At 64.0% G+C, this 21762-nt stretch carries 20 protein-coding genes and 1 tRNA gene; 8 read left to right on the top strand and 13 right to left on the bottom strand.

Annotated features, from left to right (window positions below; all coding sequences use genetic code 11):
- Positions 1–86 precede the first annotated feature (86 nt).
- Together A3E1_RS0107180 and A3E1_RS0107175 are read left to right on the top strand one after the other, a co-directional pair.
- The gene (locus A3E1_RS0107180; RefSeq protein ID WP_245571111.1) at positions 87–662 is read left to right on the top strand and encodes a TetR/AcrR family transcriptional regulator; all 576 of its coding nucleotides are present in this window, start codon (positions 87–89) and stop codon (positions 660–662) included.
- 78 nt (positions 663–740) lie between these two features.
- On the top strand, positions 741–1661 hold the full coding sequence (locus A3E1_RS0107175) for an aminoglycoside phosphotransferase family protein (RefSeq protein ID WP_026208183.1): 921 nt from the start codon (positions 741–743) through the stop codon (positions 1659–1661).
- On the opposite strand, the gene A3E1_RS0107170 is transcribed toward A3E1_RS0107175, so the two are convergent.
- Together A3E1_RS0107170 and A3E1_RS39325 are read right to left on the bottom strand one after the other, a co-directional pair.
- On the bottom strand, positions 1658–2050 hold the full coding sequence (locus A3E1_RS0107170) for a VOC family protein (RefSeq protein WP_020520069.1): 393 nt from the start codon (positions 2048–2050) through the stop codon (positions 1658–1660). The genes A3E1_RS0107175 and A3E1_RS0107170 overlap by 4 nt on opposite strands.
- 24 nt (positions 2051–2074) lie before the next feature.
- Entirely contained in the window at positions 2075–4198 is a 2124-nt protein-coding gene (locus A3E1_RS39325; protein ID WP_020520068.1) for an acyltransferase family protein, read from the bottom strand.
- Positions 4199–4326: 128 nt separating this feature from the next.
- Between A3E1_RS39325 and macS the strand changes: the two genes are divergently transcribed.
- Entirely contained in the window at positions 4327–5418 is a 1092-nt protein-coding gene (macS, locus tag A3E1_RS0107160) for a MacS family sensor histidine kinase (RefSeq protein WP_020520067.1), read from the top strand.
- Here macS and A3E1_RS0107155 read toward each other — a convergent pair.
- Positions 5415–9005 carry an ATP-binding cassette domain-containing protein gene (locus A3E1_RS0107155; protein ID WP_020520066.1) on the bottom strand — a complete coding sequence of 1197 codons (3591 nt, stop codon included), beginning with the start codon at positions 9003–9005 and terminating at the stop codon, positions 5415–5417. The genes macS and A3E1_RS0107155 overlap by 4 nt on opposite strands.
- 86 nt (positions 9006–9091) lie before the next feature.
- A complete protein-coding gene (locus A3E1_RS0107150) occupies positions 9092–9874 on the bottom strand; it encodes an isocitrate lyase/PEP mutase family protein (RefSeq protein WP_020520065.1) in 783 nt (260 codons plus the stop codon).
- Positions 9875–10023: 149 nt separating this feature from the next.
- On the opposite strand from A3E1_RS0107150, the gene A3E1_RS0107145 reads away from it, so the two are divergent.
- On the top strand, positions 10024–10944 hold the full coding sequence (locus tag A3E1_RS0107145; protein ID WP_020520064.1) for an anti-sigma factor RsbA family regulatory protein: 921 nt from the start codon (positions 10024–10026) through the stop codon (positions 10942–10944).
- Here A3E1_RS0107145 and kstD read toward each other — a convergent pair.
- Positions 10941–12587, bottom strand: coding sequence for a 3-oxosteroid 1-dehydrogenase (kstD, locus tag A3E1_RS0107140; protein WP_020520063.1), 1647 nt, complete (start codon positions 12585–12587; stop codon positions 10941–10943). The two genes, A3E1_RS0107145 and kstD, sit on opposite strands and share 4 nt — an antisense overlap.
- A gap of 190 nt (positions 12588–12777) precedes the next feature.
- Between kstD and A3E1_RS0107135 the strand changes: the two genes are divergently transcribed.
- The 4 genes from A3E1_RS0107135 to A3E1_RS0107120 all read left to right on the top strand — a co-directional run bounded on the left by A3E1_RS0107135 (position 12778) and on the right by A3E1_RS0107120 (position 14396).
- Complete coding sequence (locus tag A3E1_RS0107135) at positions 12778–13026, top strand: hypothetical protein (RefSeq protein WP_020520062.1); 249 nt, start codon at positions 12778–12780, stop codon at positions 13024–13026.
- Between the two features lie 9 nt (positions 13027–13035).
- A complete protein-coding gene (locus tag A3E1_RS0107130; RefSeq protein ID WP_020520061.1) occupies positions 13036–13602 on the top strand; it encodes a nucleosidase in 567 nt (188 codons plus the stop codon).
- A gap of 32 nt (positions 13603–13634) precedes the next feature.
- The gene (locus tag A3E1_RS0107125; RefSeq protein ID WP_245571109.1) at positions 13635–14240 is read left to right on the top strand and encodes a YqgE/AlgH family protein; all 606 of its coding nucleotides are present in this window, start codon (positions 13635–13637) and stop codon (positions 14238–14240) included.
- Positions 14241–14323: 83 nt separating this feature from the next.
- A tRNA-Ala gene (locus A3E1_RS0107120) sits at positions 14324–14396 on the top strand.
- Between the two features lie 67 nt (positions 14397–14463).
- Here A3E1_RS0107120 and A3E1_RS49095 read toward each other — a convergent pair.
- The 8 genes from A3E1_RS49095 to A3E1_RS0107080 all read right to left on the bottom strand — a co-directional run bounded on the left by A3E1_RS49095 (position 14464) and on the right by A3E1_RS0107080 (position 21544).
- A complete protein-coding gene (locus A3E1_RS49095) occupies positions 14464–14943 on the bottom strand; it encodes a TIR domain-containing protein (RefSeq protein ID WP_407637350.1) in 480 nt (159 codons plus the stop codon).
- Entirely contained in the window at positions 14943–15476 is a 534-nt protein-coding gene (locus tag A3E1_RS44520) for a hypothetical protein (RefSeq protein ID WP_051104877.1), read from the bottom strand. The genes A3E1_RS49095 and A3E1_RS44520 overlap by 1 nt, the downstream gene beginning before the upstream one ends.
- Before the next feature lie 117 nt (positions 15477–15593).
- A complete protein-coding gene (locus A3E1_RS0107110) occupies positions 15594–16559 on the bottom strand; it encodes a tyrosine-type recombinase/integrase (RefSeq protein ID WP_211215884.1) in 966 nt (321 codons plus the stop codon).
- A gap of 167 nt (positions 16560–16726) precedes the next feature.
- Complete coding sequence (locus A3E1_RS0107105; RefSeq protein ID WP_020520057.1) at positions 16727–16933, bottom strand: excisionase family DNA-binding protein; 207 nt, start codon at positions 16931–16933, stop codon at positions 16727–16729.
- Between the two features lie 247 nt (positions 16934–17180).
- Positions 17181–18482, bottom strand: a complete 1302-nt coding sequence (locus A3E1_RS39315; RefSeq protein WP_020520056.1) for a DUF3631 domain-containing protein — start codon at positions 18480–18482, stop codon at positions 17181–17183.
- Positions 18479–19312 carry a bifunctional DNA primase/polymerase gene (locus A3E1_RS0107095; protein WP_020520055.1) on the bottom strand — a complete coding sequence of 278 codons (834 nt, stop codon included), beginning with the start codon at positions 19310–19312 and terminating at the stop codon, positions 18479–18481. Before A3E1_RS0107095 ends, A3E1_RS39315 begins: the two co-directional genes overlap by 4 nt.
- 101 nt (positions 19313–19413) lie before the next feature.
- Positions 19414–20631, bottom strand: coding sequence for a hypothetical protein (locus tag A3E1_RS0107090; RefSeq protein WP_020520054.1), 1218 nt, complete (start codon positions 20629–20631; stop codon positions 19414–19416).
- Positions 20632–21190: 559 nt separating this feature from the next.
- Positions 21191–21544, bottom strand: a complete 354-nt coding sequence (locus tag A3E1_RS0107080; RefSeq protein WP_020520052.1) for a hypothetical protein — start codon at positions 21542–21544, stop codon at positions 21191–21193.
- Positions 21545–21762 lie beyond the last annotated feature (218 nt).

Genomic DNA, 21762 nt, shown 5'->3' with positions numbered 1-21762 from the left:
ACAGCTCCAGTTTCTAGCATTGCTAGGCAATGGAGCAACGCTAACAGTAGTAATGCTCGCTTGGCTAGCGGTGCTAGGATGTGACGGTGCCCACGCCTATTCAGCAACGCCGCGAGCGCGAACGTGCCCAGCGCCAGCAACTCATTGTCGCCACGGCCCGGGAACTGGCTGAGACTGAGGGATGGGATGCCGTCACCATTCGCCGTCTCGCCGACAGCATCGAATACAGCCAGCCGGTGCTGTATAGCCATTTCGCCGACAAGGGTGCCATCATCGACGCCGTCGCCTTACAAGGTTTCGCCGAGTTGGTGACAGTGCTGAGATCAGCTGGCACGGGCCGGTCCGGCCGCAAAAAGCTCGACGCTCTCGCTAAGGCCTATCTAGACTTCGCCGACGAGCAACCGGCGCTCTACGAAGCCATGTTCACCCTCGCCTCTGACCTGCCCTTCGGCACGCCCGAGGCACCTAGCTCGCTACGAGAGGGCTACGAGGAACTCCGCACGGCATTCGCGGCGCACGCCGACGGCCGCGACGTTGACGTGCTCACCGAGGTCGGCTGGAGTGCCCTGCACGGCCTTGCCACCCTCACTCGCGCCCGGCGCCTTCGCCCGGACCTGCGGGACCAACGCTTGCCGTTACTGCTGGGCCTCCTGCGCGGCTGACTGTTCAAGGTAATTCGGGTGCGGACGCCGCGGACATCGTCCAAAGTGGTTTCCGCCAACAGTTCCCTTGGAGTTTCGTTGACTAACACGCCAGACCTGGGTCCCGTGCCAGTGCGCATCGCCGTTGAGCCAGAGCATGTCCGGCGGCTCGTCGAGGAGCAGTTCCCGCAGTGGGCTGAGCTTCCCGTCGTGCCCGTTACCAAGGGCGGCTGGGACAACTGGACGTTCCATCTCGGCGCCACCATGGTGGTGCGGCTGCCCAGCGCGCCCGAGTACGCCGAGGCGGTCGAGAAGGAACACAGATGGCTTCCGGTGCTGGCTCCCCAACTCCCGTTGCCGATCCCCGTCCCGTTAGCGAAAGGCAAGCCCAGCAGGGACTATCCGCATCCGTGGTCGATTTACCAATGGCGCGAAGGCGTGACAGCGGCTGCCGGCCGCGTCGCCGACCCGGTGCGGTTTGCCGTCGACCTAGCCGGATTCCTTGCCGCGCTACGTCACGTCGATGCGTCTGGCGGTCCGCAACCGGGAGTGCACAACTGGTTTCGCGGCGGCACGTTGCGCACCTACGACAAGCTCACCCAGCGGGCACTCACGGAACTGGACGGCCACGTCGACGTCGCGTTGGCTCGCGAGATCTGGACGGTGGCGCTCAGCAGCCGTTGGGACAAGGTGGATCGCTGGTTCCACGGCGATGTCGCCGAGGGCAACCTTCTCCTCAACGACGGGCAACTGTCTGCCGTCATTGACTTCGGGACATGTGGCGTCGGTGACCCAGCCTGCGATCTGGCGGTCGCGTGGACATTGCTGACTCCCGAAGGGAGACAAGCGTTCCGCGAGCGTTTGGTGGTCGACGACGCGACCTGGGCGCGTGGGCGTGGCTGGGCGCTCTGGAAGACGCTCGCCACTTGCTTATACAACTACGAAGATCCTGAGGACGCAGAGGATTTCGCGAAGGCGAGCGGCGTGCTTGGCCAAATATTCGCTGAGTATTCGGCCTAGTCGAGGCAGAACTCGTTGCCCTCAATGTCTTGCATCGTGATGCAGGATTCGTTTTCTTCGTCGGCGACCTGCACCAGCACCAGTGTCGCGCCTAGCGCTTCGAGCCGTGCGCGTTCGGCCTGAAGCACGGCTAGGCGCTCTTCGCCCACGAGCCCGGTGCCGGCGCGCACGTCGAGGTGCACCCGGTTCTTGACGACTTTGCCTTCGGGGACGCGCTGAAAGAACAGTCGCGGGCCAACACCTGTGGGATCGGTGCACGCGAACCAGGAACCCGCAGGCTCAGGCAGCGGCGACGGTGGGACGTATCCCAGCACCTCGCACCAGAAACGGCCGACACGCTCAGGATCCGCGCAATCGAAGGTTACTTGAAATTGCTTGACTGAACCCATTGCCTCACCATAATCGCCGCGCGATCAGGGCGCGAGCGAGGGTAGCGAAGCCTCCAGCATAGGCGCGACCAGTCTGGCGAAGGGTTGCGAGATGTGGTGGTTGTCGCGGTACACCAGCACATTGCGGATCACGATCGGGCACTTGGAGTTCAAGCACATCCACGGGATGGGATCGATGACGACCACACCGAGGGACTCCGCGAGCTTGGCCACGTTTGCCCTGCGGACAGGTTCCCAGAGCGCACCTGAGGTCGACTGGATGCAGGCGGTCAGCCGGGTTGGGTTTCCAGCAGCACAATCCGGTCCGTTTGTGCTGCGGTAAGGCGTATCGACCATCATCGCAACGTGCTCTGCCGAGCCTTGCAGGCTGACGAAGGATCGCTTCCAGCCCTCGACCCAGGCGGCACCGGGATCCGATGTCGCGGGCACAGGGTTGCGGCTGTCGAACAGCGCAGACACGAGGACGAGCGCCGGGCGCAATTCGGCAATGCGCGCAAGGGCTTTGGCCCGCCATTGCTGACACTCGGTGTAGACGCGGTTGAGCCCTTTCTCAAACACGGCAACATCTGCGGGACCGCAACTGCTCTTGGTCAGGCTGACAAGACGCCACTCTTGCTGTGCAGCCAGCACGAGCAGTGTGGGAAACCATTGCGCCGCATGGGAATCACCGAAGAGCACGACTGTTGTGGGCGAGGGCAGGTCGCCGAAGAAACATCCATTTGGCAACGAGGAACTATTCAAGCCAAGGTGACAGCCATTGGAGTAGAGGATGGGCATGTCCTTGGCCGCCTTGGCAATTGGCGGGTCAAGATTGCTCGGCAGGTTTTGTGTTTTGAGACCCTGCTCGATCAGGCTCACCATCGAGGGCATGGGCTTTGCCGCCGGGCCCGCGCCCGGCTCCGGTAAGGAAATAATCGTCGGCAAACCGCCCATCGCCTCGGGCGGCATGAACCTGGGCGCGTCGGCGGTCAGCAGGCCCGGCATTCCGCCCGGTGGCAACAGGATCGCCATCCCTAGCGCTACGGCCGCCGTAGAGGACGACAGGGACAGCCCCAAGCCGATGCCTCGCCCGGGACGACGCCGAAGCGTGGCGAGGTGACGGATCGGATTCTCCACGGCGACAAGGGAAATCTGTGCCAGCACCAATGCGATGCCAACGAGGACGAGGTTGACGACCGGGCTGGGGGACAGGTCGAACGCGGCGGGAACCACGATCAGCAGTGGCCAATGCCAGAGATACCAGCCGTAGGACAGCTTTCCGAGTACCCGCAAAGGGGGAATGCTGAGCACGCGGCCCGCAGACGACGAGCGGCAGCCGGCGGCGATGAGCAATGCGGCCCCACCAACGGGAAGAAGCGCGGCGATGCCAGGAAAAGCCGTGAACTCGTCATACATCAGGGCGGAGGTGATGATGGCGCCAAGGCCGACCCATGCCGCCAATTCGGCCGCCACCCGCGGAAGGCGCACGAGCTTGGGCGCGCCCAGCGCCACTAGGGCGCCGAGCCCCAACTCCCATGCCCTGGTGTGCGTGCCAAAGTAGGCCCACGGAGCGTTCTGGTGCGTTACCAGCCAGCTCAGGGCAAGCGAGCCGACAGTCAGCGTGCCCAGGATGACGGCGAGCGGGCCGAAACGGACGTGTCCCCGGCGCCGTGACCAAAGGGTGGCCAACAAGATGAGGACCGGCCAGAACACATAGAACTGCTCTTCAACAGCGAGCGACCAGAAGTGCTGCACCGGCGATGGCGGATCGTCAGAGGCCAGGTAGTCAGTGCCGATCTCCGCGAGCCGGAAGTTGATGAAATAGAAGGCGCTGGCAACGATGTCCTGGACCGTGTCAGCGAACCTGAGCGGCGACAACCACGACCACGACGCGACCAGCGTGGCAAGCAAAACCACGGTCGATGCGGGCAGCAAGCGCAGCGCGCGGCGCGCATAGAACTGCCGAATCGAGATCTTCCCGGTTGACGACAGCTCTTTGGTCAGCAGCGATGTGATGAGGAAGCCCGAGATCACGAAGAAAACGTCAACGCCGGCATAGCCGCCCGAGAACCAGCCGATCGACGCATGGCCGATGACCACCAAAAGCACCGCGATAGCGCGCATACCCTCGATATCGCCGCGATACTCAAGGCGGTTCGCCGGGTGCATCTGACTTTTCTCTCCTGCCTAGGAACGCTGCTCGCGGCTGTCTGGCGGGTCAATATACCGGGCGCGCAGCAGCAGGATCGCCCCCCAGACTGGCGAACATTTGGCCCACAGCGGCCTATGCTGTCGCCGTGTCTAGTGAGCCGCTTTGGCGGGCGATCATCGTTTTCAGGGTGGTCGCCCTAGCTTTTGCGGCCGTGATCATTGGCGTTAACCGAGAAGGTTATGAGCATCCGGCGCTCGCGTGGGCCGCGCTCGGAGCGATGACGCTGTGGACGGTTTTCACCTGTTTGCGGTATGCGTGGCCGGCCGGGCGCAAAGTGTGGGTTGCCGTGTCTGACGTTGTGATCACGTCAGCGCTGCAGTATTCGTCGGTGTTCGTTTTGACGGACGTTCAGTTGCACAGTTCGTTTCCCACGATCACCACGGTGTGGACGGTTGGTCCGGTAATCGTGGCGGGGGCACTGGGCGGGCGGCCGGGCGGGCTGATCGTCGGTGCCATCCTGTCTGTCGTCAACATCGTGACCCGTGGTGTCTTCGACGCCGATATGGGCCGGGATGCCGTGCTATTGCTCGGACTGGGCTTTCTGATCGGGCAAGTCTCCGTGACCTCGCAGAAGGCGGCAGAACAGGCTGCGCGCGTGCTCCAGCTGGAAGCCGCGGCGAGGGAGCGTGAGCGGCTGGCACGGTCCATTCACGACGGTGTCCTGCAGGTGTTAGCACGGGTGGCGCGCCAGAGTGGGACTGATGCGGAGCTGGGAAGGCTAGCGGCAGAACAAGAAATCGCGCTCCGCGCGATGGTGGCCACGGCACCGGTGAGCGAGAGCGGCGAAGTCGACCTGAGCAGCAGACTGAATCTTTTCTCCAGCCCGAGCGTCCAAGTTTCCGTTCCAGGGCAAGCGGTTTCGCTGCCAGCCGGCACGGCGACAGAGTTAGCGGCCGTCGTCGGCGAGGCGCTGGCTAACGCCAGTAGGCATGCCGGACCGCACGCCCGGGCTTGGGTGTTGCTGGAGGACCTGGGTGACGAGGTCGCCGTGAGTGTCCGTGATGATGGGCCTGGCATTGAGGCCGGAAGGCTCGCCGCCGCTGAGGCGCAAGGACGGATGGGCGTGGCCAAATCCATGCGCGGGCGCGTTCAGGACCTCGGCGGTGTCATCGAGCTGCACAGTGAGCCGGGGCAGGGGACCGAATGGGAAATCCGGATCCCCCGCCAGCGAGGCTAACCCGCGAGGTGGTGCCACCTGGGTTCAAGGTCGCGCCAGCGGCCAACAGCGGCGACCCGGCCGCCTAGGAGGACCACGACCTTGTCCGCTTGCAGCAGGGCAGCAGCCTTGTTGGTTGACCCGATCACCGTTACGCCATGGGCGCGAAGAGCTTGCCAGAGCTGAAGTTCCGTCGTGACGTCCAAAGCGGACGACACGTCGTCAGCCACGAGCAGCTCCGTGTTCGGGGCGAGCGCCCGGGCCAGGGCCAGCCGTTGCAGCTGACCACCGGACAGGCGCGTGCCCTTGTGTCCGATCAGCAAACCGAGGCCAGCCCCGGCAGCAGACAGGTCATGGTCTAGCTGAGCCGTGGTCACAGCGGTCTTCGGGTCATGACCAAAGCCCAGAGCGATGTTGTCAGAGATGGTCCCTGACAGCACACGCGGCAGCTGCGCCACGTAACCGACCTGGTTCGGCCGCAGGAACTTCTCCGGATCGCGTACGTCCAGGTTGTTCCAGCGCAACGTGCCTGAATGGTGCACGATGCCGGCCAAGGCCCGCAGCAGCGAGGACTTGCCCGAGCCGACGGGTCCGAGCACGAGCACGAGCTGGCCCCGGTCCACGGTCAGGTCGACATCCTGTGCCGCGACCATGCCGTCCTCGTGAACCGCGCTGAACCGCTTGAGCTCCAAGCGCTCCAGCGGGTGCCGCGGCGCGATCTCCGGTGCCGGCGCGGTGCCTGCCGAGATGTCCACACCCGGAACCGAGGCGGAGTAGTTGCCGACACCGGCCATCGCGACTGTCCGATGTGTCCAGACCCGGGCAGAGGGCAGCTGTGAGATCAGCGAGGCCGTGGTCCAGGCGAACCATCGCGCCGCTCCAAGAGTGGAAACCACAATGAGTACGCCTGCCGAAGTCAGCTGCCCGTTGAGGTAAAGCCCCCACGCGGCAATGGGCAGGAGTCCACTGAGGATCGAGGGCGTGGAGCGAGCCCACACCTGGATGGCGATCTCCTGCCGCTGGCGCTCACTGCGGTCGAGGTCGAGCCGGGCGAGGTGGTCGAGGACCGGCTTGACAGCGCCCGCGAGCTTGACAGTGCGCGCGGACGACAGTGACGACGTCAGCGCGGTGGCGAAAGCGGCCCGGGCCGCGACCGTCCCCTTAGCGAAGGCAGCCAGCCGTGGGCCAAACGTCAACGCAGCCAGGCCCGAAACAAGCATCGTCCCGGCGAAGAACAATGCCGGGACGATCGAGCCGGAGACGACGGTCATCGCCACAATCGTGGCGACACAAGCGGTCTGGTCGATCGTATTGTCAGCGAGGACCACAACCCGTTCCGTGTCACCGCTTTGGGCGACCACTTCAGCGGGCGTGTGCGCGCTGACCCGGCGCGGGCCGGTCTGACCGTGCACGAGCCGCAGGCTGATGCGCAGCATCTGCCGAACCCACCACTCGGGAAACCACACGTTGGTGTAGAAGGGAATCGGTGCGGTGATGAGCAGGGCCGCGACGATGCCCACGGCGGGCCAGACGAAACCGCCGGTGCCGTCGACAAGGTCGGCCCACAACCACGGCAGGATAGCGCCGTCGAGACCGGCCACAACCATGACGAGGAACAGCACCACGGCCGCGAGGCCGAACCGGGGATCGTTGGTCGCCAAGCGAACGATCTCGCGGAGGGTCCGCGTCCGCGGAGTAGGCGGCAGTGCCGGCGGATCGACCCGCGGCAAGTTGTGGCTCATGTCTACGGTGTCCGGTGGCAACTCCGCCTGCTTCGTGCCCCGCACCACCGTCGCGACCCGTCCAGCCGAAACCCTGGCATCCATCGTCTCGTCGGCGTGAGCGGATCCGTCAAGCGCCGGCGCCGAAGCGAGTCCGGCCGTCGCGGTGGAGCCGTTGCCGCCCGAAGCGGGTCCGGGTGACACGGTGGTTCCAGCCGGAGAGGGAGCCGCTAGGGCGGCTTCGCTTGCGGCTAGCAGATCGGCGAACCGTTGGGAGGCAACGAGAGGACCGGCCTCGATAACCTCGCCGTCGGCGAGCACGACGACCTCGTCGCACTTGCGCACGGACGAGAGCCGGTGGGCGATGACGATGCCGATCCGGTCGCGGAGCAGGTGTTCGGTGGCTCGCTGCACCTGAGCTTCCGTGATCGGGTCCATGCGGGCGGTGGCTTCGTCGAGGATGACGACGTCGGGATCGCGCACGAGGATGCGGGCGAACGCGACGAGCTGTTCCTGCCCAGCCGACAAAGCGTGTCCGCCGTCGCCCAGTTTGGTCTGCATCCTGTCGGGCAGCTCAGCCACCCAAGCGGACAGTCCGAGATCGGCCATCGCCCGCTCCGCGGACGACAGCAGCACAGGGTCAAACAGCGCCACGTTCTCAGCGAGCGTCCCCACGAGAATGTCTGTCCGTTGTGGAACGACGGCGACGTGCCTGCGGAGCTGTTCGACGTCAAGGAGCCGCAAGTCCACTCCGGACAGAAACACCGAATCAGCCGGTACTTCAACGGCGCGCGTCAGCACCTTCGACAGCGTGGACTTGCCCGAACCGGTGCGGCCGATGAGCGCGTAGGAGCGCCCACGGCGGAAGGTCAGGTTGACCCGCGACAGGACGGGACGCTCACCGTAGGAGAACGTCAGGTCACGAATGACCAGATCGCCTTTCAGGGGAACGGATCCGCCCGTGGGCTCCTGCTCGGCCGAACGCAGCATGACGACCCGCATCCAGGCGCCGAGGGCGTTCTGAACTTCCGGGATCATGCGGCTCAAGTGCTCGACGGTGAAGCCGAAGGCGAGAGCGAGTAGCCAGATCGCCGTCAGCCGGGCACCGTCGACGTAGCCGGCGTAAAGTCCCCACGCGCCAGCCGCGACCACGGCGATGATGCCAAGGCGGGTAACGCCCGAAGCGGCGAACGTCACGCGGGCGGTCATGCGCCACACGATCCGGCCGCGCTCAAGCACGACACGGGATCGCTTGGCAAACAAGCGAAGCACGTAGGGCCGCGCCAAGCTCGTGCGAATGTCATCCTGCCCGTGAATGGCTTCTTCCATCACAGCGGCCAGGTCTGACCACGCTTCCTCTTCGGCCGCGCGGGCGGGAGCGATCGCCATCGCTGGCTTGCGCAACTTCCAGCCGAGCAAGGCGAGGACGACAATCATGGCGACGCCGGCCGGCCACCAGACGAACAGTGACACGGCAACGGAAAGGGCACCGATGGCGATCGACTGCGCTAGCCGAACGCCCGGGCCGCGGAGGATCGACGCGACTTGATATACGTCGCCGTCGATGCGGTCGAGAAGTTCACCCACTGGAGTGGATTCAAGGGCGGTCAGTTCCTGGCCCATGGCGACGCGGCACAACTCACGGCGTACTCCCGCTGACCATTCGGCGGTTAAGCGGGCCGCGAGCAAATCGATGGCCAGGCTGCCCAGAACGTTGACCACGAGTGCTGCTGCCAGCACCCCAAAGAGCAGTGACGACCGGTACAACAGCACCGGCCCGGCGAGCGCGGCCGCGGCGGCCTGCCCTGCGGCACTGATCACGATGAGAGCCATGATCAGGCCGGTGCGGCGGGGTGAGGCCGACCACAAATCGCGGATGAGGCGCATGAAACCCCCTGCTCGAAGACGAGGTTCCAGCCTGCACGGCCTGGCCCGCCGCAGCAACGCAATTACCGCGTGCGCAGCGGCGTCACCTAGCGCAGAAGCGAGTTGATGGCGCCGTAGTCAAGCGAGCGGTTAAGCGACTCATAGGTGCCAGACGTCAGCGCTTCCTTAGCGGCTTCCTGTGCGATCGAGTAGGCCGCCTGCGCCACTGAGGAACCAAGGCTCACGCGAGCCGCACCGAGCGCGCCGAGGTCGGGAATGGACGGTGATCCCGGCCCGGCAAGGATGTTGAGCGGAGCGTTGATGCTCGCGGCCAGTTCCTTGATGAGTGCCGGATCGGCCACTCCCGGCACGAAGATGCCGTCAGCGCCGGCGGCGATATAAGCGGCCGCGCGGTCGAGCGTTTCCGCGATGCCACCAAATCCGCGCAGATAAGTGTCGATCCTGGCGTTGATGAACAGCGGCACCCCCGAGGCGTCCGCCGCTGCCCGTGCCGCCGCCAGGCGAGCCGCTGTGGTCTGCGCGTCGCGGTCACCGTCTTCAATGTTGACGCCAACCGCTCCCGCCGCGATGACGGCGGTGATGGTCTCGCCCACCTCGGCCGGGGTGGTGCCAAAGCCGCCCTCAATGTCGGCGGTCACCGGAACCGACACCGCTTTGACGATGCGTTTGATGAGCTCGACAGCTTGGTCACGGTCAAGCACATCACCGTCTGGCGCGCCCAGGCTCCAAGCGACACCAGCACTCGTGGTGGCAACGGCTGTGGAGCCTGCCGCCTCGGCGATGCGGGCGCTCGCCACATCCCAGGCGTTGACGAGAACAAGTGGCGTGCCAGGCACGTGCAAAGAGCGGAACAGCTCAGCGTTAGTCATGAACCGGAGTCTGTCAGCGCCCTCTGACAGCCTCCAATGCTTTAGCTCCACCTAAATCTTCGCAGGCGAAATGTCGTATTTAAGGGCCAGCGGAGAATTCGAGGTATGTGCATGCCGCACCACGTGTGCGATGTTACTGTGCCCAGACTATGGGGGCGATCGATCATTTTGGGCTGTTCTATCGTGGCCGTAGTGACTACACGGCCCAGCTCAGCGTGTTCATCGACAGGTCGCTTCACGACGGTTTTCCGGTGGTCGCCGCGCTACCCGAGCCCAACCTGAGCTTGCTGCGCGAGAGCTTGTCACCTCGTACCAACGCCAATGTTGAATGGGTCGACATGGCGCAAGCTGGCCGCAATCCTGGGCGCATCCTTCCTGGGGTTTTGATGTCGGCCGTCGGGCGTCACATTGGGCGGCGCGTGCATTTCATTGGCGAGCCCGCTTGGCCGGGGCGCAGCGACGCGGAGTATTCAGCGTGCGCGATGCATGAGGCATTGGTGAACGAGGTCCTACCCTATACCGGCGGGGCTGTCATCGTGTGCCCCTATGACGCTGATTCCCTTAGCCCGCAAGTGCTGGCGACGGCTGAGTTGACACATCCCACGCTGGCCGACCACGGTTTGACGCGGGTCAGCAGTAAATACGACCCGTGCGCGTGGCTGAAGTTCAACGTTCCGTTTGAGGACGCGCCGAGTGCCGCCGCGGTGATCGCCTACAACGAGCCTTCACACCTCGCGAGGGTACGAGACTTCGTTGCCGTGCAAGGATTTAAGGCTGGCCTGTCAGCGATGCGGACCGCCCAGGCGGTGCAGGCGGCCAACGAGCTCGCGGCCAACACGCTCCAGCACACCCGCGGTGGCGGTCAGCTTGCCGCGTGGCAAGACAGCGGAAACCTTGTGCTGCAAGCCGATGATGGCGGTCAGTTGCCCCCGCTCGCCGGCCGGATTCCTCCGGCGAACGGGGTCGGGCCGGGTCACGGCCTCATTCTCGTCAACGTGCTGTGCGATCTGGTCCGCACTTACGTCAGCCCGGCGGGCACGTCGGTGCGGCTGTTGCTGCGTCCTGTTTAGACATCCATGCCAGCGAGGTAGCCGAAAGTCATGGCGGGGCCGAGCGTTGAGCCGGCACCGGCATAGCTGTGTCCCATGACGGCGGCGCTCGCGTTACCGGCCGCGTAAAACCCTGGGATCACCGAACCATCGGGCCGCACGACCCGTGCCTTGGTGTCTGTCAGCATGCCGCCCTTCGTGCCCAGGTCACCAGGCACGATCTTGAACGCGTAGAACGGCGCGATATCAAGTGTGGCAAGACATTCGTTAGGCCACTGCACCGGATCGGCGAAGTAGTGGTCGTAGTGACTGTCACCGCGCTTGTAGTCGGGATCGCGTCCCGTGAACGCCTGCCAGTTGAACCGCACGACGGAGTTCTTGAGATTGCCCGCGGGCACGTTGATCCGGCGGGCCAGATCGTCTAGCGTCCACGCCTTGTGCACGGCTCCACTGTCGTACCACGACTGCGGCAACTCGAGCAGCGGTGCCGTTGTCTTGAACAGATACCTGTTGCGGTACTTCTGATCCGTGATCATCCAGCACGGGATCGTGGAGACCTCGGGCGTGTTCTTCTCGTACATCACGTGGACGACATCGCTGTAGGGAGCGGCCTCGTTGACGAACCGTTTGCCCGCGCTGTTGACGAAGATGTTGCCAGGCAACGTTCTTTCGGCGAGGCAGAAGTAGGGACCCTCGGGCAGGGGGATCGCCGGGCCCCACCACGCGTCGTCCATCAGCTTCAGCTCGGCTCCAGCGCGGCGTCCAGCTTCGATGCCGTCACCGGTGTTCGTGGTCGCACCGACCGTCCACTCGACGCCGATCGGTTCGGATTGCCACTCCTTGCGCATGCGCTCGTTGTGCTCAAAGCCGCCACTGCACACGATCACGCCGCGGCGTGCCTTGATGAGATATTCGTTGCCTTGACGGGTGGCCCAGACCCCAGCGACACGGCCATTCTCGACGTAAAGCTCGTTGAGCGGACAGTTGAGCCAGACCGGCACCCCTTTCGCCATCAGCCCCGCGCGCAGACCGCCAGCAAGGGCTTGCCCCATCGTGACGGGCCGTTGCCCTTGCGCGGCAAGGGCCAGGTAACGCGTCACGATCTCGGTCGCCGTGGCGAGCCCTTGCGGGTGCCGGGCGATCAGGTTCAGCCACCGGTAATCCGTGGTGTAGACCACGGTTCCGTCGGGCGAGGGAACGTAAGCGGGGAGAAGGTTTTGTGCCTCCGCGCCGAGAATGTTGAGATCGAACACGGCCGGCTCGACCGAGCGGCCGTTGGGCATGCCGCCGTAGAACTCCGGGTAATAGTCCGAATAGGACTCCATGTAGCGAAAGCGCAAGGGACTGTTGCGCACGATGAACGAGATCGCCGCTGGGCCCGCGCTGAGAAACGCTTGCTGCCGTGCCGCGCTCACGGTCGAACCGACGACACGCGCCATGTATTGGCGTGCCTTGTCGGCGGTGTCGGGTACACCCGCCGCGAGGATCACTTCGTTGTTGGGAACCCAGATTCCCGCGCCCGACCGGGCGCTGTTGCCGCCGAACTTCGCACCTTTTTCAATCACGATCGTCTGTAGTCCGCGGCTCTGGGCAGCCAGCGCGGCGGTCATGCCTGCCGCTCCCGCACCAACCACAACGACGTCGTACTCTGCCACCGTTGTCATCCGGCCTCCGATTGCAACAGGTTACAATTTTGGCGTCCGTGACCGTTATAGCAAAAGGTTATAGGCCCGCATAGATATTAGAACGCGGTCCAAATGTGTAACCTAACGGCCGTTCAGTTCCGCAGATCTGTAGACACACCAGCCACCTGTTGTCCACCATCGAAGGCAGGACTCGCTGGAGGTGACAAAAATGCACCCCTCGCTGGACGAACTGAAGTCAACCGTGCTCGGCCCTGCGCCAAAACTGCGGGATGTCATAGCGGACGCCCCACGGCTGGCAGGTGGCATCCGGAGCCTTGAAGAAGACCGGCGCGCGCTGTTAGCAGCCTTCGATGTGTTAGACCACGAGCAGCTCGCCACCAAACTCAAGGCGTTCCGCCAGCGGGCCGCCGATCTGCTCTACCAGGCGTATGCCGTCGACCTCGGAGGCGAAACATAAACTGCCGGGATGCACCTCACCGGCACCGTATCCAGCACGCGGCCACTGCTCGTGGCCGCTTTACCTGAAGAAGCCGCCTACTTCGGCCCGGCGCTGCCCATTTTGATCACAGGCGTTGGCAAGCACTGTGCCACGCTTTCCGTCACGAGGTTGCTTGCCCTCGGCGAAAAGCCGAGTGAAATCATCAACCTCGGGACGGCCGGTGCGCTGCGATCAGGCTTTAGCGGCATCCACGAGATCTCCACCGTTATCCAGCACGACTTTGACACGGCAGGGATCTTCGCTCTAACGGGCTACACCTTCGGAGATCCGATCGCCCTCCGTCCACAAGGGCCGGTCCTGGCCACCGGAGATGTGTTCGTGTCAGATCCAGTGCTGCGCACCGCGCTCGCGCAACGGGCCGATCTGGTGGATATGGAGGGGTACGCGGTGGCGGCCGCGGCCGCTGCTTTCGGCGTACCCACGAGGATTGTTAAGCATGTCAGCGATGACGCTGATGGTGACGCTGCTCGCACATGGACGTCCGCTGTGGACGAATGCGCTCGCGCTTTGGCGGGTTGGCTCGCGGTGTCATAGACATTGCCCGCAAATTCGCTAGGTTGTTGAACATGCCGTCACGTGATCCGTGGATGACATGGAAAGACCTGGGGCGAGGTGCGGTGAAGTCACTAACCGGGAGTCTGCTCGTGGCTATGCCCACGCTGCGGGATCCCCATTTCGAGCGGACGGTCGTCTTCCTGCTCGCCCACGAGGCGGACGGGGCACTGGGCGTCGTCCTCAACCGGCCCACCGGCGTGTCGGTTAGTGAAGTCCTGCCTGGCTGGGAGCCGCTCGTAAGCGGTCCGCAGGTGTTGTTCGAAGGCGGCCCGGTCGGTGCGGACTCGGCCATTTGCGTTGCTCGTGCTCGTCCGGGTGTGGCCGGTTTTGTCGGATTTAGTCGCGTCGTCGGCCAGATTGGCACGCTCGATCTGTCCCGCGAGCCCCTGAAGGTGGCTGAGCGGGTGGATTATGTCCGGGTTTATCACGGGTACGCGGGCTGGGGCGCCGGCCAGCTCGAACGTGAACTCGACGAAGGCTCGTGGTTCGTGTTCTCCGCGCTTCCCTCCGACCCCTTCCTCGCCGCGCCCGAAGATCTGTGGCAGTTGGTGCTCCGCCGTCAAGGCGGAATGACCGCCGCCGTGGCGCACTACCCCTCCGACCCGCACCTCAACTAGGTCGGCCCCTGAATTTCGCGATCACTGTGGGGCCGTGTACTATTTCGCAGGTGCTCCGGTCCGCCGGGGCATGTACCAGGTTTGGGGCTGTGGCGCAGCTGGTAGCGCACCACACTGGCAGTGTGGGGGTCAGGGGTTCGAGTCCCCTCAGCTCCACTCATCTATATAAGCAAGTAAAACGCCCTGGATTTCTCCAGGGCGTTTCGCGTTTTCGCCCGCTGATCTAGCCGCGTGCCAGATTCGTGCCAGATGAGTAGCCGAGAAGTGTCGCGCTGATCTTCGAAGCATTCGGAGTGACAGGGTTGGCGGCCGGCACACTGTGGTGGGGATACGCCGGTGAATCGTCGCTAGGCCATCGGGCAGGGCTCTGGGAAAGATCAGAGATCTGCGCTTGCCAGGGCCACTCAGGTGATTGGTCTGTCGCAAGTCTCCAGCGGTCCAAAAGGGCGAAGACAGGGATTCCCCTGAGTAGCGCAGCCGACATTTCGACTCGTGTCCAAGGGGTGGCTAGGTAGGACGGTGAATGAATGCCGACAAAGACGGTGGCGGCGGCCAATGCGTCGCGCACCGCAGCAAGGCGATCGGGCGCGGAGTATCCGTGTAGATCATCAATGTATGTGGTTCCTAGCTGGGCCAGCTGAGCGTCCACCCGGCGAAGGCTCTCAACCGTTTGGTCTTTTCTTGCGTAGCTAATAAAGATCATCATGGCTGTTGCCCGCTGCTCGTTGAAAATGCTCCCGCCCAAAGAAGAATAAGGCAGGCGGTTAAGATTAGCCCCAAGATTAGATAGTAGATCATCGAAGTATTGAACGCTGCTCTAACTGCTCCGACAGGTTGAGTTGTCGGCACATACACGTACGGTTCACTGCAACGCGCGGCGCGACGGCGCCATATGTGATCCATAGCGATACGTAACTTGCGCTGGTAGTAGAAGCCAACAGCATCGGCCAGCCAGAATGCTGCTACGACCAGCAGCCCCGACACGAACACTGCGGGATCCAACTTCTTGTCCGAGAAGACAGACACGAGTGCGCCCGTGGGTACCAAGATGGTGGCGCAAAGTTTCTTTAGCTCGAAACAGTAGTCAGAGGCCTTCAGAGTGGCGTTATGCAGCTGGGCAAGTTGTTCCTTATCCAGTTCGTCTGCTTTTATTTGGTCGTCGTTTCCGGGGCCGTCAGATTTGGACGTCACGGCAGCGGTCTTCTGGTCGCGCTGGCGGGCGACTCTCTCACTCACGCCCACATCATCCCCTGCTACTTACCGTCCATCAATTCCGGCGAAGTTCTGCCCATTGTGGACGAAGAGAAGGCAAGAAGCACTTTCCTTCTCGCCTTCTCCGAAGGTTTCTTCCGCCTAGCTGTACGTCTTGTTTCTCGCGGAGGCGATTAATTCGTCCAAGACGGCGGCGATTGCTTGGTCCCGTTCGCGGTCTGCGTGCTGGTAGATCATGGCTGCTCGCGTGCTGGAGTGCCCAATGCGGGACATCAGTTCCTTGAGCGTCGCTCCTCCTCGTGATGACCATGTGCTTCCGGTGTGGCGGAGGTCGTGCAGGTGAAGGTCCATCTCTTGTGGAATGCCCGCCTCTTTGAGGGCTCGTTTCCAGATCCGGTTGAAGTTGCGCCGACGCGGTACGCCGCCCTGCTGTCCGATGAACAGCCGTCCGTCTGGTCCGGGCTGGGCGAACCGCTCCACGTGCAATTTGATGTCCTCGTGGAGACCGTGAGGCAGGCTGATCGGTCGCTTCCCTGCTTGAGATTTAGGATCTCCGTCGAGTTGCGTCCCGTCTTCAAGCTCTATGGTCGCGCGGCGGACCTTCAGCTCCATCGAGTCGAGGTCGATGTTCTTCCGCCTCAGTGCCACCAGCTCGCCAAACCGCAGTTGCGCGAACGTGGCCAGCAGGACTAGAAGCCGGTAGCGGGGCTGGATCTTCTCGGCTATCGCGAAGACCTGGTCCAGCGTCGCGATTGGACGTTCCTCCGCGACATCCTGACCAGCGCCCTTAATGCGGCAAGGGTTGCGCCGGATTAGCTCGTCATCTAGCGCGGTGGTGAAGATGGCTCGCAGAATCCGGTAGGTCTTGGCAACGGTCGGCTTCCCAATGCCCGCCGTGAGCCGTTCAGTGCGCCACGTCCGGATGTGCTGGGCCGTAATGCTGTTGAGTGCTCGGGTGCCGAGGCTATCGCGAACGTGGAGCCTCATGTGCCGTTCGTATTCTTCTCGCGAGCGGGGCCGTAGATCGCGTTCGCCGATCCAGCGCCCGGCGTAGTCGTTGAGCGACAGCTTGCCCGCTTCCGGGTCGAGCCAATCACCCCGCATCATCTCAGCCTCCGTCGCCACTAGGAACCGTTCAGCGTCGGTCTTGGTCAGGAATGTGTCAGGCGCGTTGCGTGGCAGGCCATCAGGCGCGGTGTATCGCGCCTGCCACCGGCCAGACTGGAGCTTGCGTACGCTTCCGAAGCGCTTCTTTCTTCCAGTGTTGTTGCCGCTCAACGGATTCGCCTTCCTGCAGGCTCGACTGTGCATGACTCGATGTACGTCAAAAGTGTTGATTCAGCTATGCGGACGTGCTTGCCAAAGCGCTTGAACTCGATCCGGCGCTCTTCGATGAGCCTGCGCGGGAAGCGTTCTGAAGTTCCGAGCCGTTCAGCAACTTCGGGAATCGAGAGGTATTTCTCGGCTGTAAGTGTGCTCATGTGAGATCCACCCAAGAGAGTGCTCGCAGGGCCTGAAGGATCGGGAGTGGCCCTGGAGCACACCCGCGTGGCGTGCGCCAGGGCCGTGGGTGTGCGCGGTCGCCCGCTGTGGGCGCCGCTGAGCCAAGATCTGTGGCCGGTGAGGGTTCGAGACCCTGGGTGCCGCTTGGCTCGCGCTATAGGTCCGTCTAATGCGGACAGTCGTGAATGGAGCTATTTCCGGGTGCCGAGTTTCGCTTTCCGGGTGTTACTCGGCTGAGGGCACGAGACGCAATTTCGTTTGCCCGTGGGCCGGTTCTTGGTTGAGGGGGGCCGGGGTAAGCGTCCCAAGCGTCCCAAGCGTTGCATTGCAGGTCAGCCCTGGGACGGAATCTTGAAGTGGGACGCTTTGAAGCGTCCCAGCGTTTTGAAGCGTCCCGGGGTTGAGCTGGGCGGGGACGCTTGGGACGCTTGGGACGGTTAGGTGGGACCCCTGTGGCGGTTCAAGGTCGCAGTAGCGGTCCCACGCGTCTATGAATAGATCTTTTGAATAGCCTTTCACTTGACCAATGGGGAGGCGGATATTGCATGAGGTGATGCCGAATTCCCGTAGGAGCCTGCCGAGCCGGTGAGCGTTCAGATCGCTCCACGGCGCGTCTTCGATTGCTTTGAGCCGGTCGAGGATGTGCCCGGTGGGCAGAGCGGTGACCGCGCCCGCTTCGTTGAAGATGTCCCAGCAGCTGCGCAGAATCTTTACGCCGTCGCTGGTTTCGGCGCGTTCCTCACGTGCTCCGGTGAGCGCCACGGCCGCTGTACGTGCCCGGATGGGCCACTGTCCTCCGGCGAGGTCCGCCAGGGCGATCAGCGGTTCCCAGGTGTCGGCGTCGCGATCTTCCACGGGCATGAGCGGTACCGCGTCGCGCAGTGCCTTGTGGTTCGGTTTGAGCCAGGCGTTAAGTTCGGCACCGAGCGCGGCCACGGCGGGCCGGTCGCGCTCGATGCGCCACGGCTGCACTTTCTCGCGTGCGCGGCGGCGTCTCATGTGGATGACCACGGCCCGGTCCTCGATGGTTTCTGGTGCTGGGCCGATACCAGCCATGGCGGCCATGGCGAAGGTTGGGATGTGTTCTACCTGGTCTTTGTTGGGGTTGTAGCGCAGGGCGGGCCGGTTGCGCTGGTGGCCTGCGTTGAGCAGGCCGCGCAGGTCGGCGTAGGTGTCGGCTGAGCCGGTGAAGATGGTGTCGTACTCATCGATGAGCAGGGTTGGCGGGCTGTCGGTGCCCACCGACCGGTAAACGGCCGCGGGGCTGGCGTTGACGGTCATCAGCGGGTTGTACGACGCTGCCTCGGTCACGTCGAGCAGGCGTGACTTGCCGCAACGTTTTTCCGGTGCCCGGATCACCAGCCGTGGCGCGCATGCCCAAGCCGGGAGTGCGTGGGTGGCTGCGATCCATAGCGTTACGGCGTCTAGGGCTTCGTTGCTGGGCAGGATCACATAGGTACGGATCGTGGCCCGCAGGCGGTCGAGCAGTTCCGCACCGTCCAATGTGGTGGGCTCCTTTCGGGTCATAGGGTTACTCCTTCGTCTCGGAAGCCACCGCTGATCGCGGCAAGGGCAGAGTGTTCGGTCTGGCCTTCGGCCAGCCCCACTGCCAGCAGGGCAGCCTGGCCATCGGCGGCGCTGATCGCCCCGCTGGCGGCCATGCGGGCTACGCCACGGGCGCAGCCGTAGAGGGTGACTCGCGTTCTGCCTGGTGGGGCGTTATGTACTTTGTCCAGCAGGGTTTGCAGCAACCGGGCGGGGTGTGAGATGGCCCCCGCGCTGCGCATAACTGGGGTTGAGCCGTTAGCCGCGGGGACCGCAAGCCGCGCCTCCAGCTGGTTGCAAGCAGCCACCAGCGCGGGGGCCATCTCACTAATGGGTGTGGACTCATCAGCCCACGCATACGGTTTGCGGGTGCGTGGGTGCAGCGACGGTGGCGCGGCAGCCAAGCCGCCATCACCACGGATATCAATGCCGGGCGCGAGTTTGCCGCTGGAGTTGAGGATTTTCGTGTGCGGGCCAGGGTGCTTGTAGTACAGGTGCAGCCCACCAGAGCCGGTGACCACGTACCGCGTTGGCGGTGTGAGGCCCTGTGCCACCAGCGTTTTCAGGCTAGCCATGCCACCATGGCCCGGGTCAACATCGACCACGACCAGCCCGGAAGCCGTCCCGGTGCGGATCGCGAGCATTCCGTGAGGCTCGCTGATCAGCAGCTGGCCGATCACCTTGGGGTCACGGGTCGCGGCGTAAAACCCGTGGCAGGTAAGGCACCGGCACCCTTGCGGATCGTGGTGCTTGGGGTCGATGTCGCGGCATTCGGGGCAGTTGGCCAGGGGACGTTTGTTGCGCCCCAGCATGAATACGGGCCAGCCTTTCGCGGCGTAGCGAAGCGCAGCCGCCTTCAATGGTGAGTGCACCGCAGGTGCCCCCTTTCAGGCTCTTGGTTTGTGTGCTCTTGCTAGTTCTTGTATGGCTGGGACAGTGAGCGTGGGCTGGATTTGAGGAGCTGCTCTAGGGCGGCGACGGCTTTGTCGACGGCGCGGCGGATGTCGAACCAGCCTTCTTCGGATTCGTGCCGGAAATCGGTCAGGCGCCGGATCTCGCTGATGAGCCCGTGGTTGCGGGTGTCGCCGTGTTCGAAGTCGGCCAGGATGCGCATTAGCCGTTGCTGCTCGCGTGCTGGCTCACGCCGTACGCAGGGGACGGCGTGCAGGTCGCTGACCAGCTGCCGCAACGGTTGCGGGGTCACGGCAGGCACCTGCGGGACGGGGCTGTTTGGTGCGTCGAGGCTGTTCACGCAGTGCTCCATGGCCGCGCGTGCTCGGGTGCCTTCGGGGAGGCGGTCACGCAGGGTTTTGAGCTGGTTGAGGGCCTGCTGGCTGCTCGTGCTGCCGCTGACGGGTCCGGACGCGATGTTGCCCAGGACATTGGCCAGGGGTTCACCGTCGATGCTTAGGTGCCGGTCGCTGCCCATCGCGCGGATGGCCTGGCCGATCTCGCCGTCTTCGTGAAAACGGATAGGGCTACGGCTAGAAGGGTTGGTCCAGGCGTTGGACAGCAACAGTTTGTTCGACATCTGGCCACGCACGACCGGAGCTGGGCCGTCGCTAGCCGTGCGGCGGGGCGGGGTGTGGGTGGACCGGTACATCTCAAGGTCCCCGGCCAGGTCTGCCTTCGTCCGGTTGCCAGGGGCCAGGCCAATGCTGCGGCTGACCTCACGCAGTTGCTTGAGCGTCATCGCCTGAACCTGTTGCGGGGTAGGGAAATCGGCGGGCAGCCCGCTAGACGTGCTCCGGCTCGCTGTGGCCGTGCCGGAGATCTGGCCTGGCTGTCCGAAGAATCCGGGCGGTGTGGGCTGGCGTACGCCGGATTCAGCCGTGGCAAGGTGTGCGGTGTAGAGGGTTTCGAAAGTGATCCGGGCTTCCTGCAAAGCGATCGAGGCACGGAAGATTCCTTCCGTAGCTGCGGGAAGGCAGCCGGTAACGCGGGCGTCTAGGTTCTCTTCGCTCAGCGCGCCGATGTAGTCCTCAGTCGCCGTGGCGATCGCGTTCATGCCACTGGCGAGGCTCTGCAGCTGCCCGATCAGTTCCCACGCGCTGTGTGGGGTGAGGTCCAAAGCCGATAGTGCGTGTGCGGCGTCCAGCAGGGGCCGGTTAGGGCTGGAGGTCTGGGTCACAGTTGTGTCCTTTGGTCGGATGAGCGGAGGCTTTGCAGGTTGCGGCGCAGGGTGAAGTGGCCGTTGAGCTGTTCGGCTAGCTGGTTTTTCGTGCCTTTCAAGCCGTCGTAGCCGTAGGCGGTGGCTACGTCTTTGAGCTGCTTGACGGTCATCGTGGCCAGCTGCTCGCGCGATGGGTAGCTCTGAGATGCCGTGCGGCTCACCGCTTGCGCGGGCTTGGTGCCGAAGAACCCGCTGGGGCGTGGCTGGCGTACCCCGGATTCGGCCGCTTCGAAATGTGCGGCGTAGACGGTGCGCAGGTTTTTGGCGGCGAACTGGAACGCCGCGCTTGCGGCGTAGAAGCATTCGGCCGCATCTTCGATGTGGTAGATCACGCGCGGATCGATGCCGGTGCCGAGGTTTTCGGCGTAGCGGTAGGTGGCTTTAGCGAACGCTTGCGCACCTTGGCTTAGCCCGCATAGCTGCGTGTCCAGATGCCATGCGGTGACGGGGCGGAGGTCGGCGGCTGNTAGGTGNNGGGCGGCGTCCAGGAGTGCNACGGCGCCNGTGTTGGTGTCGCTCATGCGTGGTTGGTGTCCTTTCCTGGTCGGAGTACGCGGTCGAAAACGGTGTGGGTGACGGCGATGAGGTGGCGGCACTGTGCTTGGGCGATGGGCTCGTGTGGGTCTAGCGCGGTGACGGTGCGGATTTCGACCCAGCCGCCACGGGCGTTGTGGTAACGGGTGGCGATCAGGGTGCCGTGGCTGGTTTTCCAGCGTTCCGGTTCGGAGACGTGCTCGCCCCCGGTGATGTGCGCGGCGGTGCAGCGGTGATCGCGTGCGCACCACGGCGGGTGCCCGCCCGCCCATGGCACAGTCTGATCAGGTGCTGTCTGTCCAATGTGCTTAGTGGTGCGTGGGGTGAGCGCGGTCATGCGTAACCTCCGTGTGGTCACGTTGCGTATACGGGCGGGGCGGGTTACGCGGGCGTCTCACGCGTCTCACGGGTGCGCCAAATAGCGCCCATACGCGGGCGCGTACGCGGGTGGTGAGACGGTGAGACGAGACGGTGAGACGGCTACGCAGCGTGAGATTCGCTGACCGCCTTGAGCTGGTACAGCTGGCGTCCCTTGTCGCGGGTGCGGGTGACGTG

Origin of the sequence: Catelliglobosispora koreensis DSM 44566 (genome assembly GCF_000379685.1) — a bacterium.
Taxonomy (GTDB): Bacteria; Actinomycetota; Actinomycetes; order Mycobacteriales; family Micromonosporaceae; genus Catelliglobosispora; species Catelliglobosispora koreensis.
This window is presented reverse-complemented; position numbering and strand designations above follow the sequence as displayed.